The organism is Niveispirillum sp. FG156 (assembly GCF_057809555.1).
This window is the reverse complement of record NZ_JBMDKE010000009.1, coordinates 11,746-28,686: the sequence shown is the minus strand read 5'-3', so window position 1 is coordinate 28,686 and position 16,941 is coordinate 11,746. Positions and strand designations below refer to the sequence as shown.

The window sequence follows — 16,941 nt, the reverse complement described above, 5'->3', positions numbered from 1 at the left end:
GCAATGGCCCGCATGGTATCCGATGAAGTCATGCGGGCGCTCGTGGTCGAAGACGAACCTGAAATGGCTGCGCTTTTGGCGCGGGAACTGACCAATGCCGGTTTCGCGGTGGATCGGGCCATGGCGGTGGAAGAGGCGTCGGCCCTGCTGCGACTGGCCAACTACACGCTTGTCATCCTGGACCGCAGGCTGCCCGATGGTGAGGGGCTGACGCTGTTGCCGGAGATAACCGAAACCCAGAACCAAGCTAGCACCATAGTACTGAGTGCCCTCGGCGCGGTTCCCGATCTTGTCTCGGGACTGGACGCGGGTGCCGACGATTATCTTGCCAAACCCTTCGACATTGACGAGTTGCGAGCCCGTATCCGGGCGGCGATACGGCGTAACCGGCCCACCGCCCAGCAGCCACCCATCAGATGCGGCCAGTTGGAATACCGTGCCGCAGCACGGGAGTTTACGGTTCGGGGGGAGTTGCTGGTGCTTCGGCGGCGTGAGATGGCGTTACTGGAACTGTTGATATCCCGTGCGCGGCGGGTGGTGAGGCGCGATGTTCTGGTGGGACAGGTTTACGCCCTGGACGATGAGCCAAGCGACAATACCCTGGACGCCCATATCTCGCGACTGCGCCGCCGGCTGGAGAATGTGGATGCGGGCGTCACCATCCGACCGGTCCGTGGCATCGGATACATCATGGATGACCGATGAGCGGGCGGCGGGCGCCTCGTCTGGCCCATCGGCTGGCCTGGGGCATCGCCCTGGCACAGATGCTGGCTGTCATCGGCTGGACGCTGATATGGATGCTGTTCTCGCCCTATGTTTCTTATGATGAGTTGGCGGCGGCCACTGCCGGTCGTCATGTTGCGGCATCGGTTGCTGCGGGGACCAATGGTGCGCGGATCGTGGCATCACAGCCGCTTCTGGACTATGCAGCCCGCCGACCGGGCTTTGCCTATGGCGCCCTGTATCAAGGACGGCTGCTACCTGGATCCAGCCCGGAAATGTCGTCACTGCTCACGGGCATTGCCGTTCCCGGTGAGGGTGAGTTCCGCATGATGGATGGTCGCGTCGCGCACGCTGAGTCACTGACCGGCGCCAGTCTGCCGATCACGGTGGTCACAGCGGGCAACAGTATCGGCTTCGACGATGCACCGACCTTCTTCGGCATCCTGTTCCCACAGCTTGTCGCCATGTTTGCGCCAGCCCTTTTGGCGGCCGTGCTGGTCACTCCCCTGGTCATGACGCGCGCCATGCGGCCATTGCGCCGTGCCGCCGCCGCCAGCGCAGCGATCGATCTGGCCACGCTGGATAAACGGCTTTCCACGGATGGCATTCCCGCAGAGGCGATGCCACTTGCCAACGCCATCAACCTGCTGCTGGCGCGGCTTCATGAGGGGATCGTCAACCAGCGCCTGCTGACGGCCAATGCTGCACACGAACTGCGGACCCCCGTGGCGGTCATCGCCGCGCGCGTTGGCTCCATGGATGACGCGCCGGAGGTGCGGGCGCTGCGCCGTGATGTCCAAAGGCTGACATTGCTGGTGGATCAGTTACTGGCCGCCGCCCGTCTGCAAGACGCACTGATGATTGCGCGCACCCGCCTGGACCTGTCGGCCCTGGTTGCCGATGCCGCCGCCGATCTGGCGCCACTGGCCATGCTTTCGGGCCGCGATGTGGAGGTTTTGATGCCTCCCGATCCCATCCATGTGATTGGCGAAGCGGATTCACTACGCTCTGCCATTGCCAACCTGCTCGACAACGCGTTACGCGCGGAACCGGATGGCGGTCAGGTTTCCGTAAGGGTGGAGCGGGATGGCAAAGCCGTGCTGGTGGAAGTATCGGATCACGGGACCGGTGTCGCACCGCAGGACCGGGAACGTGTGTTCCAGCCATTCTGGCGCGGCAACAGTTCCTGGCAAGGGACAGGACTGGGGTTGGCCATCACCCGTCAGATCATCGACGCCCATGGCGGTCAGGTCACGTGCCATGCGGCGGCTGATCGCGGCGCACTGTTCAAGATCAGGTTACCGTTGGCGCCGGATACCCGGAAACCCGTTTGAACGTCGGCTTTCAGTCCGTGCGCAGCATGATCGCGGGCCGCACCAACGACGCGCGGGCTCCATAGAAGATTGCGGTCAGCAAGGCCAGGATCACGGCCCCGGTCACGGCGGATATGAACAGCGTCGGCCCCAGGGTGATACGGGATGCAAAGCCTGCCAGCCACCAATCCATAGCAAGCCAGGCCAACGGACAGGCAATTGCCGCGGACAGGAAGACGGGGCGCAGCATGTCCCACAGCATCAACCGCAGGATGTCATTGCTGGTAGCACCAAGGACCTTGCGTAATGCCATCTCCGGACTGCGCCGGCGGGCGGCCAAGCCCGAGATGCCCAGCAGCCCCAGGCAGGCAACGATGATCGCCAGCCCGGCGAAGACCGTCAGGACCTTTGCCTGCACCGCCTCTGACCCATGCAGCAAAAGCAACTGATCGCTCAGATGGCTGCGCCGGATCGGCAAGTCAGGCACAAGCCGGGCCCAGGTGGCATCGATACTGGCAAGTGCCTCCGCAGCCTTGTTGTCGGCAATGCGGACCGTCACGAAATTGCCGGCATCGGAATTGAGCACCAGCATCGCCGGGTTTGCAGCCTCGCGGCCAGGCCGCATCTGCATGTCATCGATAATGCCAGCAACGACATAGATCGCACGATGCCCCGCGACGGTGGATACCTGGACACCCAACGCCTCCTGCGGATTCCGGAAACCCAATGCAAGCACGGCAGAGCGATTGAGGATCACCGCATCACCATTGGCATCACGGCTTTCCTCAAGGGAGCGCCCAGCCAGAAGCGCCACCCGATAGGTTTCAACAAACCTGTCGGCAACCTGCATCAGCTTGACATCCACAGCCGGAACATCCGGTTGCTGGGTCGGTCGGATGGCGGTTGTCGCCTGCGTCGTAACCCCTGGAACGGTACTGGAACTTGTTACATCCAGGATGTCGGGATGGCCCAGCAGGCTCTGCCGCAGCACGGTCCAGGCCTGTTGGGCCGCCGGCTTCTCCAGGCCTGAGAGGATGACAAGGCCATTCGCATTGTAGCCGGGCGGCAATGTCTGAAGATGGTGCGTCTGTAACTGTACAACCGTTGCGGCGATCCCCAATCCTATGCCGATAGCAAACTGCAAACAGATCAGCACGCCCCAACGCTGACCGGGAGCCTTGCCCGAAACGTTCGACCGCAGGGCCGAAATGGGCGCGGTAGAGGCCAAACTGGTGGCTGGCACAATGCCGCCGATGACGCCGACGAAAAGGCTGATCACGAACATGACGGCGACCCCGGCGGGCGACATCAATTCTGACAAGGGAAAGTCGCGGCCCAGCGCCGTGCCCACCGATGGCATGATCAACTCGGCCACCGCCAAGGCCAAGACAAGGGCGGTCACAGACATGAGAATACCTTCCAGCAGGAACTGGAACAGCAGGTTCTGGCGGGTGCCACCCAGAACCTGCCGGACAGCCGCCTCCTTGCGGCGGCGTCCAACAAGGGCCGCCGTAAGCGTGGCAAAGTTCAAACCCGCCATCACCAGAACCACCAGACCGGTCAATGCAAAAGCTGTCACCGCGATCAGGCTGCCCGGCGGTCGGACGCCCAGCCCGGCATTGCCCGTGTCGGAAAGATGGATGGATGACAACCGGTCCACCCGGGCTTTCGCGAACTCCGCAACATTGCGCACATTATCCGGCCGCTGGCCGGTGGGAACATGACGTTCCAAGAGATCGGCGAGCGCCGGTTCAATATCAGAAGGGCTTTGCCCGTCAGTCAGGCGGGCAAAGCTGTGTGTGCCCAGATTGAACCAATTATCCCGCTCGCCATCGCGCAAAGCGGGATTTGGCGCGCTGGACCAGGAAGCGAACATGCCCAGATCAAGAAAGCTGCTGCTTGGCCAGTCGCCGACAATGGCCCCGATCTGCATCGGGACACCATCAATGGTCACGATGGCGTCCGGGGCCAGTTCGGGCGTCCCCAGCAGCAGCCTGGCTGTCGATACTGTCAGAACCAGGCGGTTGGGCTCCGCCAAGGTAAGCACAGGATCACCGGCCAGAACCGGCAGCGTGAAAAGACTGAGCGCTCCCGGGTCGGCAAAGGCCAAAACCTCTGCGAATATCCGGTTATCCACCTTCGCTACGACACGTGACGGTCTCAACCGTGCCACAACATCCAGACCGGGGAGTTCCGCCTGCATCATCGGGGCAAGAAGGGCAGAACTGGTCTGGGTGCTGTAATTCTTCTGCCCCATAACCGGAAAATCAAAGCCAACCCTGATGATGAGGTCGGCCCGCGACCAGGCACGATCAAACCCGATCTCTGCACGCAGATAGACGGCGATCATGATGCAGGTGAGAAAGCCCAGCGTAAGACCGGCGGCATTCAGTGCTGCCACGCTTCGTTCCCGCACCAAGGTTCGCCCCGCAATGACCAACCAGTTAAAGAGCATCGGCATCGGTAGGCACTTTCCCTGGGCATTGGAACGACAACGTTCGTCAGGGTCAGTATGAAGATGCGGATTACCAGGCGTCGCGCACCATCAGGCAGCCAGCGCACATATGGACGATTTGCAGAAGTTCATCAGCCGCATCCTATGCAGGGATGATACGGCTTAACAACGCCCCGCACGAAACATGGACAGGCCCCATCCCCACACCCTGCCCTTGGTGCCTCACGCTGGTATTGCGCCGGGTACATAATTATCGGCGAACGCCTCTGTTGGCGGAATGGGGCGGATGACATCAATCAGGGTGCCATTCGGGTCCTGCGTGATGAAATGACGCTGCCCGAATTCCTCGTCCTTCAATGCCAGTAGGATCGGAAGCCCCTTCTCCTGACAATAGGCATAGAAGCTGTCGACATCCTCAACCTCGAAATTGAGCAACAGGCCGGACGCCCTGCCGCGTCCCGCTTCCGGAATCGTCTCATGATCCCATTTGAGAATGGCGAGATTGACAGTCGGGTCGAGGGTGGATTGAAGGTGGATGTACCAATCCGCCTCAAACAGGGCGGTAAACGAAAAATGGTCCCTGTAGAAGGCGGCAGTGCCCGTTACGACGGCGACCATCAGGACGGGATAGTAGCTGGTGATCTTCATGCTCTGCTTCCCCTGTGATAAACATACAGCCTGTACGCAAATTCACTAACAAACAGGCAGACTGTATGCAAATTGAATCGTCACGTCGCAGCAACCCCGTCCGCACCGCCGAGATGCGGGCAAGGCTGCTGGAAACGGCACGTAAACTCTTCATAGAGAACGGATTTTCGGCAACGAGCACACCGGCAATCGTCGCTGCTGCACGGGCGACGCGGGGGGCCCTGTATCATCATTTTCAGGATAAACAGGCAATCTTCCAGGCTGTCATCGAGGCCGAATCGGCAGCGGTCGCTCAAGTGATCGAGGCTGCCGACGCACCGGACATGTCCGCCCTTCAACGCTTGCTGGCCGGGGCGATGGCCTATATCGAGGCCATGCGGGAGCCGGGGCGGGTGCGTTTGCTGTTGATCGATGGGCCCGCTGTTTTGGGACGCGATCAGATGCGGCAGATTGAGGCGCAGAACGGCGATGCCAGTTTGCGCACGGGCCTGCAGGAAGCAATGACGGACGGTGCCATCACCTCGCTCCCCCTCACCGTTCTGGCCTCCATACTGTCAGCGATGTTCGAACGGGCGGCAATGGACGTTGCAGAAGGCAGCAACCCGATCGAAATTCTGACCGTGGTCGAAACCCTGATCAAAGGGCTGTCTGGCCCTCCCCAAGACTGAAATCAGAGTGTGCCCGCCAGTGTCTCCAGCTGATTTAGGCAGGTACCCCACCCATGGTGGAAGCCCATCTCCTCATGCTTCTGCCGATCTGCCTCCGACTTGTGGCGCACCAGCGTGCGGTAACGGGTACCCGTCCCTTCAGCCACCATCGTGATATCGACGCTCATGAAGCTTTCGGGGTTCGGACGGAAATCAGGTCCGACAGCATCAGTCCAGACCAGACGGCGACCGGCATCGGCCAGCAGCACGCAGCCGGGCGTTTCGTCCATTTCAACCCCTTCTGGGGACGCCATGACGATGGAAAAGATGCCGCCGGCACGGGCCTCAACTGCCACGCGGGCCACGGTCCAGGGGTTGGGCGCAAACCACTGTTTCAGCAGGGCCGGCTCTGTCCAGGCCCGCCAGAGCTGGGTCGGGCTGGCGCTCACAAACCGTTCCAGAATGAGATCAACCTTCGGATCAAACATCGCTTTGATTTCCTTCTTCATTCATCGTCACCAGGAATGCATCCAGCCGGTCAAGCCGCGCTTCCCACAGGGATCGTTGCTGGCTGAGCCAATCCTCTGCCATTTTCACTGTCTCCGGTCGCAGATGACATGTCCGGACCCGTCCGGCCTTGTCGGAAATGATCCAGCCGCTTGCTTCCAGGACTTTCAAATGTTTCAGGAAACTGGGCAGCGCCATTTCATGGGGTGCCGCCAGTTCCGATACCGACGCTGGCCCCACCGCCAGTCTGGCAATAACCATCCGGCGAGTAGGGTCGGCGAGGCCGTGAAAGATCACATCAAGGTTATCCATATGGCTATCTATCAACTCAACCCGCCCGCCGTCAAGATAGAAAGCTAAATGGCTAAGTATTTTTATCGGCAGACCGTCAGGGCTGACTCGGCAGACGGACCGTCACCCGCAAACCACCGGCGGGACCGTTGGCAATGGTCAGATCACCACCATGAATTTCGGCCAAGGCCTTGACGATAGACAGGCCGAGACCCGCACCGCCACCCCGCCGACCCCTGGAAACATCCAGCCTCTCAAAGGGGGCCGTCAGGCGTGAGATCATTTCCGTCGGAACACCGGGGCCATCATCCTGCACTATGACGAAGATACCGCCATCGCCGGCACACAGGTCCATGTCGGCGCGCGTACCATAGCGAACCGCATTATCCAGCAGGTTTGACAGAATTCGCCGAAAGGCCACAGGGCTGCACCGGCATAGCAAAGGCCTATCGCTTACTGTCAGGTTGACCGTGTCCCCGGTCTCCCGGCGGCGTTCAACATAGTCCGCCGTCTCCGCCCGGGCGTCGATCAGCATGTCATGCGTATCGGCACCCGCATCGATGCGCGCGAACAGCAGCACATCGTCCAGCAATTGTCCCATCTCCTCCAGATCATTAACCGCCCGCCGCCGGTGTTTCTCGTCGGTCAGATAATCCACGCGCAGGCGCAGCCTGGTAAGATAGGTCCGCAGGTCATGGGCGATGGCCGCCAGCATGCGTGTGCGTTCGGCCATCAACCCGCCGATCCGGTGTTTGAGCAGGTTGAATGCCTGCGCCAGTGCCCGAACCTCCCGCGCACCCGAAACGGTCGCATCGGGCATGTCTATATTGTGACCCATTGCATCAGCCGCCCGTGCCAGCCGTTCAACCGGCCACACCACCTGGCGCAGCAATGTCAACATGATCAGGCCGACAATCACAGCCACCACAAGGGCGATGTAGAGATAGCGAGACAAAAGCAGCTGCAGCAGCAATGGTGCCCTTTCCACAGCCAGTACTTCCCCGGTCGACAGTCCGACCAGCACCCGGATCGGCCCGCGTGGAACCGGTGTGGCCGGTAAACGCCAATCATCGTCCCGGACCTGAACCTGCACCGTCCGACCACTCAGTTCATCCGCGTACAGGCGGAAGCGTGCTTCCAGCTTCGGCGCGGCGCGCGGTGCGCCATTCTCGTCCTGTGGAAAGCTGGGCAGCAGTTCGACAATCGTGCCACCATTCCCCGCCGCCGCAACAATCAGGGGACGCAGCGACGATGGCGCGCTTTCCACCGCTTCCACGATGCGACGCACTTCCAGCGGGTCCACCAGCCGAAACATCACCGGACGTCCATCTGGCCAGACGATGACGGCCAGGATCGCGCCCTGCAGCACCAGCAGTCCCAGCAAGAACAGGCCCGCGATCCGAAAGACCAAGCTGTCGAAAAGGCGCGTGATCATCCGCCCCCCGTTTCCACACGCGGCGCCAACAGGTATCCGCCACCGCGCACCGTGCGGATCATGACGGGTGCCTTCGGATCATCCCCCAGCTTTCGGCGCAGCCGGCTCAATTGCACATCGATGGTGCGGTCAAATGGTGTGGCATCCCGACCGCGCGTCCAGTCCAGCAACTGATCGCGGCTCAACAGCCGCTGTGGATGATCCAGCAGCGCCAGCAGCAGGTCGAACTCCCCACCCGTCAGTTCAACATCCTGCCCATCAGGGTCAGTCAGCGTGCGTGATGCCGCGTCCAGGGACCAGCCTGCAAACCGATACCAGCGGCCGATCACGGGTTGCGGGCGGTGGGCGTCGCGGGTACGGCGCAGCACGGCCCGTACCCGCGCCACCAGTTCGCGCGGGTTGAATGGTTTGGGCAGATAGTCGTCGGCACCGATTTCCAGCCCCAGCACCCGATCGATATCCTCGCCTTTGGCCGTGACCATGATGACCGGGATACGAACCGGGCCAACATGAAGACGGCGGCATATCGACAGCCCATCCTCCCCCGGCAGCATCAGATCCAGTACCACCAGATCGACCCGCCGCCGGCCGATATGCCGATTGAGTTCGGCGGCATCGGGACAGATAGCGACCTCAAACCCTTCACGGCCCAGAAGCTCGGCGACAAGGTCGGCGATCTCCTCGTCATCCTCGACGATGGCAATGAAGGTCCGTGGGTCGGGCGTGCTGCTGGTCATGGCGACCTTATCCCTCTTCCCCTTTTTCGGCTCAAGCCGTCAAAGGGCGCTGTTACGTTTCGATACAATCCGTTTCACACCGTTCAGCCAGCGGCTACGCGCCCCCGCTATCCATTCGGCATCGACGCACTGCGAATAGGCAGTGTCATCTTCGCAGGAGTAGGACATGAACAGGTTACGGCCCACCACCCGTCCGGGATCAGACGCAGTTCGGCGTGGCGTTTCGGGCGCCGCCCTGATCCTCACGCTGGGAAATGCTGCGGCCACGCAGGCGACCGAATATGATCGGGTCATCGTCTTCGGCGACAGCATCTCTGACAGCGGCAATTACGCGACCAAGGCGCCGGCCGGCGCCGGCAAGTTCACCACCAATCCCGACGATGTCTGGGTTGAGATTGTGGCCAAAGGATTGGGCCTGGATTTGAAGCCCCACGCGGCTGGTGGCAGCAACTATGCCGAGGGCGGGGCACGCGTCGCCTTGCAGCGGCCCGACGCACCGGGAAATCTGACCCGCCGGCCCGTCACGGAACAGGTTGCCGACTTCATGGCCAATGATGGCAAGCTGACCCGGAATAGCCTGGTCATTATTCAGGGGGGCGGCAATGACGTCTTCTCTACCAAGTTCAACGGACCAACCGACACGCCCGCTGATCTGGAAGTGCTGCGTGTCGCTGCCGAGGGGCTGGCCGATCAGATCGATCATCTGATCAAGGCCGGGGTGGGCACCGTCGTGACAACCAGCGTGCCCAAGTTCGATCAATATAATGAACGGTATGACGCCGCCCTGGCCTTTCGTGGACTGAATGTCCTCTATGTCGATATGGCCGGCCTGATCGCGGAGATCGATACAGCCCCGGCGGAATTTGGTATCACGAACACGACCAGCCGCGCCTGCCGAGGCTTCGCGCTGGAATCCTTCACCTGCGTGCCGAAGGATTATGTCGAAGCCAATGCCAACCGCACCTATCTCTATGCCGACGGTGTCCATTTCACAGGCGTCGTGCATGAGATCGAAGGGGATGCGACTCTGGCCATGCTGCGCGCACCCCTACAGATTGCACAATTGCCGCACATGCTGCTGACCACCAACCGCGCGATGGGCCAGTTGGCCCGTGAACGGATGGACGCAGCCGACCGTAATCCCGTGCCGGGATGGCGTCTGATTGGCGGGACACAGCTTGTCGATGGTGACGCGACCGGTCAGGGCAAGGCCGATGGGAGCATCCTTCAGGCCGGGTTTGAAGGGGGCTTCAGCCCTGCGCTGACCGCTGGCGCCTACCTGTCCTGGCACCATGGCAATGGTGATTTCGCCGATGACGGGGGCGCCCTGTCTGTCGACAGCTATTCATTGCAGGGATTTGCCACACTTCAGCATGGCCGGATCGCCGCAGATTTCACTGCCGCCATCGGCAGGGCCAATCTGTCCGATATCGAACGCAAGGTAATGCTGGGTCCGGCGCTGCGCATCGAGCAGGGTGGAACCGACAGTGATTTCTTGACTGCGGAAACACGCATCGGCGTGGACGCGCTGCCTGGCCCGTTACGGATCGCACCGTTCCTGTCGATGCGGTATGACCGGATTTCAGTGGATGGCTATACGGAGCGCGGGGACCGTTCGACCCAGGTAACCTATGCCGGACAGAAACTGGAGACGCTGGAGATGGCCGTTGGTGTACGCTTCAGCAGCGATGAAGCATGGCGTGGCATCATCCCGGCGCTTGAGCTTGGCTATGCTGGTGACGTCCTGAACAATACGCAGCAGGTTGCCATCCTGCCCCACGGCGCCCCTGTCTGGTATACAAGCCAGCCGGTCGGTGCATCGGATGATGCCTTCTTCTACGGCCTGACGGCAACCATCCCGGTGACCACGCAGACCGCTGTCAATCTCGGGGTTCGCGGACGCTCTGCCGGTAAAGGCCAGAACAGCCTGTCTGGCAGGATATCTTTGTCCCTCGGCTTCTGACGCCCCCGCCGCTCGTGTCGTCCTTGTCGTCCGGATGGCAGCAAGCCCCGCTCGGCTTACTCGCTCCCATGGTTGGCAAACATATCCGCTTCCTGGATGAGCCTTTGGGCGTCAAGCTGATCCGCCGGACCACAAGACGGCAGAGGTGGGCCTGGCCGCCCTCCTGGTTGCTATGGGAGCGCCTTGACCGCGGCCAGCTTGTGGAGCTTTTGCCGGAGCCATCTGCTTACCCCTATGATGTTTTGGGTTTCTCGTCATCAGCCCACACCATGCTTCCCAAGATGCGGGTAGCCGTGGACGCTCAGGCATAGGGGTTGCCAAGCACCGTCAATTCAGGCTCGACGGCGAGATAAAGTCATCTGCAACAGAAGAGCAAACATCAGTCGCGCATGTGTCCCGTAACAGGTTTAGCCACGGTGAGGCGCTCCCTCGCTACCGTACTCAATCGCCGGATACCGAAGCGCCGTGCAGCCTCAATCAATGAATCCTCCGCTGAAACACATCCACGAATGGCGGCGGTCAGTTCCGGCAGAGCGATATCCTCCACCATACGGATATCGTCGTTGGAATGTGGGTACCGGGCTTTCTCCCATGCCGCTGGCGCCATAGCATCGGCCCAGATGAAGGCCGCACCAGACGGCTCCGTCTCAAGATGTGCTACACCCCGCGCCACGGACAGAACGCGGTCACGGATTTGCCGGCCAGACCGCTTGAAACCATGGGCACGGGCGATCCGCTCAACCAGCAGAGTGTCGCGGATGGGCGCCTCGCACGCCACGACATGCAGGATCATATCCTTCAGGACAGGCGCATAATCAATATCATGAAACCGTTCCGGCGTTGTCGCATGAGCGCTGAAATCGGTGATGCGGTAGTCGCCGCCCAACAGTTCCGTCGCCGGCTCGGGCGGGCTCTCTTCCAGTTCCTCGTGATCCGGGGCAAGCGCAATCGGTTCGATTGCGGGTGCTGGCTCCGGCACGGGACGTAGCGCAGCGTCGGTCCGCGACCGGTCCAGTTCCTGTTTCAGCGCCTCATCCAGCCGGTCCAGCGCGCCTTTTGCATCAATCCACCAATCGGTAGACCAGACACGCACCAGCGACCAACCCAGGCCCTTCAGCACCTCACCCCGCACCTTGTCACGGTCGCGCGCCGTGGCGGCACTGTGATAGGAGGCGCCGTCGCATTCGACCCCAGCCAGAAAATCGCCCGGTCGGTCAGGATGCACCACGCCCAGGTCGATGCGGAAGCGGGAGACGCCGATCTGCGGCACGATGGTCCAGCCGCGCTCGCGCAGCCCCCGTGCCACCGCCTCCTCGAAGGGGGACTCAAAACCGCCGACTGAACCCATCACCGCCTCGCCCAAGGCGCGCGGCCCCCGCTCTGCATATTCCAGGAAATGTTTCAGGTCGCGCACAGCCTGCGAACTGGTGCGGTTAAGGTCGATCAGACCCGGCGGGAAAGAGGTGAAAATCAGCATTTCCCGCCGCGCGCGGGTGACCGCCACGTTCAGGCGCCGCCAGCCGCCTTCCCGGTTCAGCGGGCCGAAATTCATTGGCATGACGGGCGCATTAGGCGTTTCCGGGCCATAAGCGATGCCCAGCAGGATGACATCGCGCTCATCGCCCTGCACCGTCTCCAGGTTCTTGACGACCACCTTTTCCGGCGCATCCTCCGCGAAATGCGGTTCCAGTTCCGGATGGCGCCGCCGCGCCTTGTCCAGCAGATCCTCGATCAGCTTTTGCTGCTCGGCATTCAGGGTGATCACTGCCAGCGTCAGGGGGCGCCCCTTCTCGTCCACGAAACCGGGGTCCAGCAGCCGGCGCACCGCCTCTGTGACGATGGCTTCCGCCTCCACCTGATTGGTGCGGCTCTTGCCGCGCGACCAGGCACCGGCCACCTGACGCAGGCCGACCATCGTGTCGCGCGTCACGGGTGCGGGAAAGGTGATCAGATCGCCGTCATAGTAACGGTGGTTGGAAAAGGCGATCAGGCTTTCATGCCGGCTGCGGTAATGCCAGCTTAACCGGCGCTGCGGCAGGCGGGCGCCCAGGCATTCCTCCAGAATGCTTTCCTGATCGGCCTCCGTTTCCCCATCCTCCTCCTCCGCCCCCGCGCCCCGGTCGAAGAAGCTGGTGGGCGGCATCTGCTTGGGATCGCCGGCCACGACGATCTGCCGCCCCCGCGCCATGGCGCCAACCGCATCCCAGGGCGTGATCTGTGAGGCTTCGTCAAAGATCACCAGATCGAACGGTGCGGCATCGGGTGGCAAATATTGGGCGACCGACAGAGGGCTCATCAGCAGGCAAGGCGTCAGGGTGGTCAGGGCGGACCCCATCTCCCCCAGCAACTGGCGCACCGGCTTGTGGCGTTTCTGCAGCTTCAACTGATGCGCCAGGACACCGAAGCCGCTGGGGGGTGCCTTGTCATCCTTGGGCGGGATGCCGCCGGCAAGACGGGCGCGGATGTAAAGCTGTGTCAACTCGGCAAATTCCCGGTCCACGTCCCGAAAACGCTGGATCGTGTCCATATGCTCGGCCAGCGAGAAATCGCGCACCAGCGGCTCAGCATCGATGGTGGCTTCCGCCCACCAGCGGGCATAGGCTATGTCGAACGCATCCACCGCGCCGCCTGTCGGGATGGCACCCGCCTCCATGGCGGTAACCAGCGGCGCCAGATCAAGGTCGAGCGCTCCCTGCCGGGCCCGGCACCAGCCGACCCAGGCGTTCAACTGCGCGGACCGGGCGGTGATGGTCGCGGCAATGGTCGTGCACATCACCGGCAGATCGGTTCCATCGATCGGGGCGGGTGTGGCGGCGCTGATCTCAAACTCCGTCTTCGCCGCCACAAACGCCGCATGAGCATCCAGATAAAGCTGCCCGGCGGCACCGATGGCCCCGTCCGGCGCCAGCATGTCGTTGGCATCCACGCACAGGCGCCGCAACACGGCACGCAGGTCGATCAACTGGTCCGGAGTGCGCGCAGCACCAGCAATGGCGGGACGCAAACTGCCCGCAACGTCCAGCACGCGGCGCAGCCGGTCCAGGTCGGTCGCCACCCCGTTCCAGCCGGGCAGACTGGGCATGAGGGACAATTCATCCAGTTGAGCCAGCAGGGCCTGCAAGTGGCGAAGGCGCGGCAGGGCCACATCCGGGTCCATCTGGCCCGATGGGTCCAGACGGGCCGCCACGGCCTTCTTACGGCTGACCGACAGCGGCCAGATCGATTTCACCGCCGCCGCCCAGGCGGCTTGCAGTTCATCCAGCGGTAGTCCCTTGACGGTGGCCGGATCAAGGGGACGCGACAGGCCCGCCACCTCCTGCCGGTAAGCCTGAATGACCGCCACGGCACGCGGCGCCTGTTCCAGCAGCTTGGCCGCGTCCGCGCCAAAGGCGAAACCCAGGTCCAGTCCGGACGCCGATTGCAGCACCGATACCAGTGTAGCCAAGGCCGCCAACCCGCGCCGGTCAGCGTCTACGCTGGCCCCCAGCAGTTTCAGCAGGCTTTCCCGCGCATGCGCCACCGCGTCCGCCGCACGGCCCAGCGTGGTGGCATGGGTCAACAGTTCTGCTTGCCAGGCGTTGGACCATTCGGTCCGACCGACATGGGCGAATGCCGGGTCTTGGCCCGCCGCAGCGCCGCGATGCAGGTCCAGCCGGCGGGCCGCCTCGCGCAGGGACTCCAGTTCCTCGGCCCCATGGGCGGACATGGGCGGCCAGCTCAGGCGGAAGGCCTGGCCGGACCCGTCACGCACCACGCGACCGATGGCATTGTACAGCGTCAGGCCGTTGGGCCGGCGGCGATGCATCGCCTCCACCAGCCGGTTCAAATGGTCGCGGCTGGTCTTCAATTCGGCGGCCCGTCGGCGCCAGGCCTCGGCCGGATGTTCCTGTGCCGTGGTCCAGGCCGCATCGAACTGGCGCAGCACTTCCTGCTTGGAAGCCTTGTTGCTATGCAGTTCCAGGCAGAACGGTCCCAGACCATGGGCCACCAGCCGGCGGTGGACCACATCCAGCGCGGCGCGCTTCTCCGCCACGAACAGCACCTTGCGGCCCAGCGCCAGATTATGGGCGATCATGTTGGCGATGGTCTGTGACTTGCCCGTGCCCGGCGGCCCGTCCAGCACGAAGTCGCAACCCCGCGCCGACCCGACCACGGCAGAAAGCTGGGAACTGTCGGCAGGAAGCGGTGTGAACAGCTCATCGGGCTGCACGCCCGCATCCAGTTCACGCGGATGCGGCGGCCCCTCGCTTGCGGCGAAATGCTCCCGCGGCGTTTCCAGCAGGTGGCGCACGACTGGATTGCGCTTCAGCACCTCCGTCCGGTCGACCAGATCCTTCCACATCAGGTATTTGGCGAAGGAGAAGGTGCCCAGCATGACATCTTCCACCACCTCGAAGCCGGGTGTGTCGCGCACGGCGCGGCGCACGAGGTTCCAGATGCGCGGCACGTCGATGCCGCTTTCATCCACCGGCAGGGCGCCGGCCAGTTCCGGAATGTCCAGGTCGAAATCCTGCCGCAGCATCTGCAGAAGCGTCAGGTTGAAACGCGGCTCATCCTCATGCAGGGAGAGCTTCACGCCTGACCGGACGCTGCGCCGTTCCAGCTTAACCGGCAGTAACAGCAAAGGGGCACGGTATTGTCGCGCATCGCTTTCCGACTTGCGCCATAGCAGGAAACCGGCTGCCAGGAACAGGGTGTTGGCCCCGCCCTCCGCCATGTCCAACTGGGTCTTGCGGTAGAGATCGACAAGCTGGGCGTCCAGCTTATCGGGCGGGGCCAGGGACAGGATTTCGCCCTTGTCCAGCGCATCGCGGGCATAGGCCAGGTCCAGCACCTCGCCCGAGCGCTGCAGGTGCAACGTCGGATCGCGCCCCGCCGCCCCTTCAAGCTGGGGGGCCGCGACAATCCTGAAACTGGCGCCGTCGGCCAGCCGGTCCTCCAGCCCCGCCGGATCAGGGCAGATCAAACGGATGGCAGCCGGTCCCTCCTTCACATTCAGCAGCCGGTTGCGTGTCGTGAGTTCCAGCAACTTGCGTTGCCAGCGGGCCAGCCGCCCCTCCGCTGTGGCCGGTGGCACCTCCGGTTCGGCCAGATCGAAATCGGGCAGCGCCGGGGCGAATTCCAGTGCATCGCCCGCCGGGTCGGCGGTGATGTCGGCCGGCATGGCGACAGCGCCCGCATCAGCCATGGCCAGCGGTCGCAGCCGCTGCATGCGCGCCCGCCTGATGTCCAGGGCCATCACGAACTCTGCCTCCCGTTCCTCCCCGATCTTGCGGTTGGCGTCCGCAATGGCGCGTGAGAAGGCGGAGGGTGTGGCGCCCGTGGCCATTGTCGTCTCGAACAGCACCAGTTCCTGAAGCGCCACCCGCTTGCGCAGGCTGGCCGCATCATGCACCAGCAGAGTGGCGAATTCCTGCGGCTGCAGCCAGACGCCGGCAAAGGCATGTCCCTGAGTGATAACGATGACGGGGTAAAGCCCAACCTGCTCCATCAAGGCGGCAAACAGCAGAGCCGTGTCCAGACAGGTGGCCAGCCCGGTCTCCAGCACCTGCGACGGGGTGCGCACCTTCTGCCCCTGATATTCGAAACTGGCCGGCGGTTCGGCATAGGTCAGGCGCAGACCGCAGACGGCAGACCAGAGAGCGGAGGCCAGTTCATGCACGCGCGTACGGCTCTTGGACTGATAGCCTTCCATGCTGTCCGTCCGTCCGCTACGGCGCAGCACCTCGCTGGCCGCCTTGACCAACCGGCCCACCGCCGGATCATTGGGCAGGACGAAGGCCGCCAGCAGTTCCGGCATCGCACCGGCACCACCCCATTCATTGCGGGCCAGCAGTTCGATAGGAAAATCCCGCACGGCCTCCACCCCGCCGCTGCTGGCCCGCAGGCTAACCGTGGCGCGCACCGCCTCGCTCAATTGCAGCAACAGGCCGGCATTCAGCTTCAGGTCCCGCTTGGTGATGTGCGTCTCCCCACCCGGCACTACGCGGTCAAGGCGCCATTGCGCATTGTCGAACACGGGCGGATCGGCGCTGATCTCCACCACCACATTTTCCAGGACCGTATCGCCCAGGTTCAGAATGCGCAGATCGCGCAGGACCGGGACGGCGTTCTGATGGGACGCGAAGCTGAGCTTGGGCGCCAGCACCGCATCGATTGCAAGAGAACTCACATCATCTGCCATAGGATGATCGCCAGCATTCTTGACCATCGTATCCGTTG

11 protein-coding genes are annotated in these 16,941 nt (G+C 62.9%); 4 read left to right on the top strand and 7 right to left on the bottom strand.

From position 1 onward, the window contains the following. The first annotated feature begins 3 nt into the window (after positions 1–3). Together ACODSP_RS07260 and ACODSP_RS07255 are read left to right on the top strand one after the other, a co-directional pair. The gene (locus ACODSP_RS07260; protein WP_488964956.1) at positions 4–705 is read left to right on the top strand and encodes a response regulator transcription factor; all 702 of its coding nucleotides are present in this window, start codon (positions 4–6) and stop codon (positions 703–705) included. Then, complete coding sequence (locus ACODSP_RS07255; RefSeq protein ID WP_488964955.1) at positions 702–2,057, top strand: sensor histidine kinase; 1,356 nt, start codon at positions 702–704, stop codon at positions 2,055–2,057. Before ACODSP_RS07260 ends, ACODSP_RS07255 begins: the two co-directional genes overlap by 4 nt. A 10-nt stretch (positions 2,058–2,067) precedes the next feature. Here ACODSP_RS07255 and ACODSP_RS07250 read toward each other — a convergent pair whose 3' ends face one another. Together ACODSP_RS07250 and ACODSP_RS07245 are read right to left on the bottom strand one after the other, a co-directional pair. After that, positions 2,068–4,437, bottom strand: a complete 2,370-nt coding sequence (locus ACODSP_RS07250; protein WP_488964954.1) for an ABC transporter permease — start codon at positions 4,435–4,437, stop codon at positions 2,068–2,070. Positions 4,438–4,713: 276 nt separating this feature from the next. After that, entirely contained in the window at positions 4,714–5,139 is a 426-nt protein-coding gene (locus ACODSP_RS07245; RefSeq protein WP_488964953.1) for a VOC family protein, read from the bottom strand. 65 nt (positions 5,140–5,204) lie between these two features. Here ACODSP_RS07245 and ACODSP_RS07240 point away from each other — a divergent pair, with 65 nt between their 5' ends. Beyond that, entirely contained in the window at positions 5,205–5,807 is a 603-nt protein-coding gene (locus ACODSP_RS07240) for a TetR/AcrR family transcriptional regulator (protein WP_488964952.1), read from the top strand. A 2-nt stretch (positions 5,808–5,809) separates the two neighbouring features. Here ACODSP_RS07240 and ACODSP_RS07235 read toward each other — a convergent pair whose 3' ends face one another. From ACODSP_RS07235 to ACODSP_RS07220, 4 genes are all read right to left on the bottom strand, one after another. Then, positions 5,810–6,274 (bottom strand): SRPBCC family protein, encoded by a 465-nt coding sequence (locus ACODSP_RS07235; protein ID WP_488964951.1) that lies wholly within the window; start codon positions 6,272–6,274, stop codon positions 5,810–5,812. Beyond that, positions 6,267–6,605 carry an ArsR/SmtB family transcription factor gene (locus tag ACODSP_RS07230; RefSeq protein WP_488964950.1) on the bottom strand — a complete coding sequence of 113 codons (339 nt, stop codon included), beginning with the start codon at positions 6,603–6,605 and terminating at the stop codon, positions 6,267–6,269. Before ACODSP_RS07230 ends, ACODSP_RS07235 begins: the two co-directional genes overlap by 8 nt. 76 nt (positions 6,606–6,681) lie before the next feature. Next, a complete protein-coding gene (locus ACODSP_RS07225) occupies positions 6,682–8,019 on the bottom strand; it encodes an ATP-binding protein (protein WP_488964949.1) in 1,338 nt (445 codons plus the stop codon). Then, positions 8,016–8,756: a response regulator gene (locus ACODSP_RS07220; RefSeq protein ID WP_488964948.1), complete on the bottom strand. Its 741-nt coding sequence runs from the start codon at positions 8,754–8,756 to the stop codon at positions 8,016–8,018. The genes ACODSP_RS07225 and ACODSP_RS07220 overlap by 4 nt, the downstream gene beginning before the upstream one ends. A gap of 166 nt (positions 8,757–8,922) precedes the next feature. Here ACODSP_RS07220 and ACODSP_RS07215 point away from each other — a divergent pair, with 166 nt between their 5' ends. Further along, positions 8,923–10,719, top strand: a complete 1,797-nt coding sequence (locus ACODSP_RS07215) for an autotransporter domain-containing protein (protein ID WP_488964947.1) — start codon at positions 8,923–8,925, stop codon at positions 10,717–10,719. Between the two features lie 379 nt (positions 10,720–11,098). Here the strand turns inward: ACODSP_RS07215 and proA are convergent, their stop codons facing one another. Continuing rightward, positions 11,099–16,891, bottom strand: a complete 5,793-nt coding sequence (proA, locus tag ACODSP_RS07210; protein ID WP_488964946.1) for an anti-phage protein ProA — start codon at positions 16,889–16,891, stop codon at positions 11,099–11,101. Positions 16,892–16,941: the final 50 nt, after the last annotated feature.

Bases quoted from the DNA above. Each gene is read 5' to 3' on its own strand.
- ACODSP_RS07245 (WP_488964953.1), bottom strand. From the start codon at position 5,139: ATGAAGATCACCAGCTACTATCCCGTCCTGATGGTCGCCGTCGTAACG.
- ACODSP_RS07235 (WP_488964951.1), bottom strand. From the start codon at position 6,274: ATGTTTGATCCGAAGGTTGATCTCATTCTGGAACGGTTTGTGAGCGCC.
- ACODSP_RS07215 (WP_488964947.1), top strand. From the start codon at position 8,923: ATGAACAGGTTACGGCCCACCACCCGTCCGGGATCAGACGCAGTTCGG.
- ACODSP_RS07255 (WP_488964955.1), top strand. From the start codon at position 702: ATGAGCGGGCGGCGGGCGCCTCGTCTGGCCCATCGGCTGGCCTGGGGC.
- ACODSP_RS07225 (WP_488964949.1), bottom strand. From the start codon at position 8,019: ATGATCACGCGCCTTTTCGACAGCTTGGTCTTTCGGATCGCGGGCCTG.
- ACODSP_RS07260 (WP_488964956.1), top strand. From the start codon at position 4: ATGGCCCGCATGGTATCCGATGAAGTCATGCGGGCGCTCGTGGTCGAA.
- ACODSP_RS07240 (WP_488964952.1), top strand. From the start codon at position 5,205: ATGCAAATTGAATCGTCACGTCGCAGCAACCCCGTCCGCACCGCCGAG.
- ACODSP_RS07230 (WP_488964950.1), bottom strand. From the start codon at position 6,605: ATGGATAACCTTGATGTGATCTTTCACGGCCTCGCCGACCCTACTCGC.
- ACODSP_RS07220 (WP_488964948.1), bottom strand. From the start codon at position 8,756: ATGACCAGCAGCACGCCCGACCCACGGACCTTCATTGCCATCGTCGAG.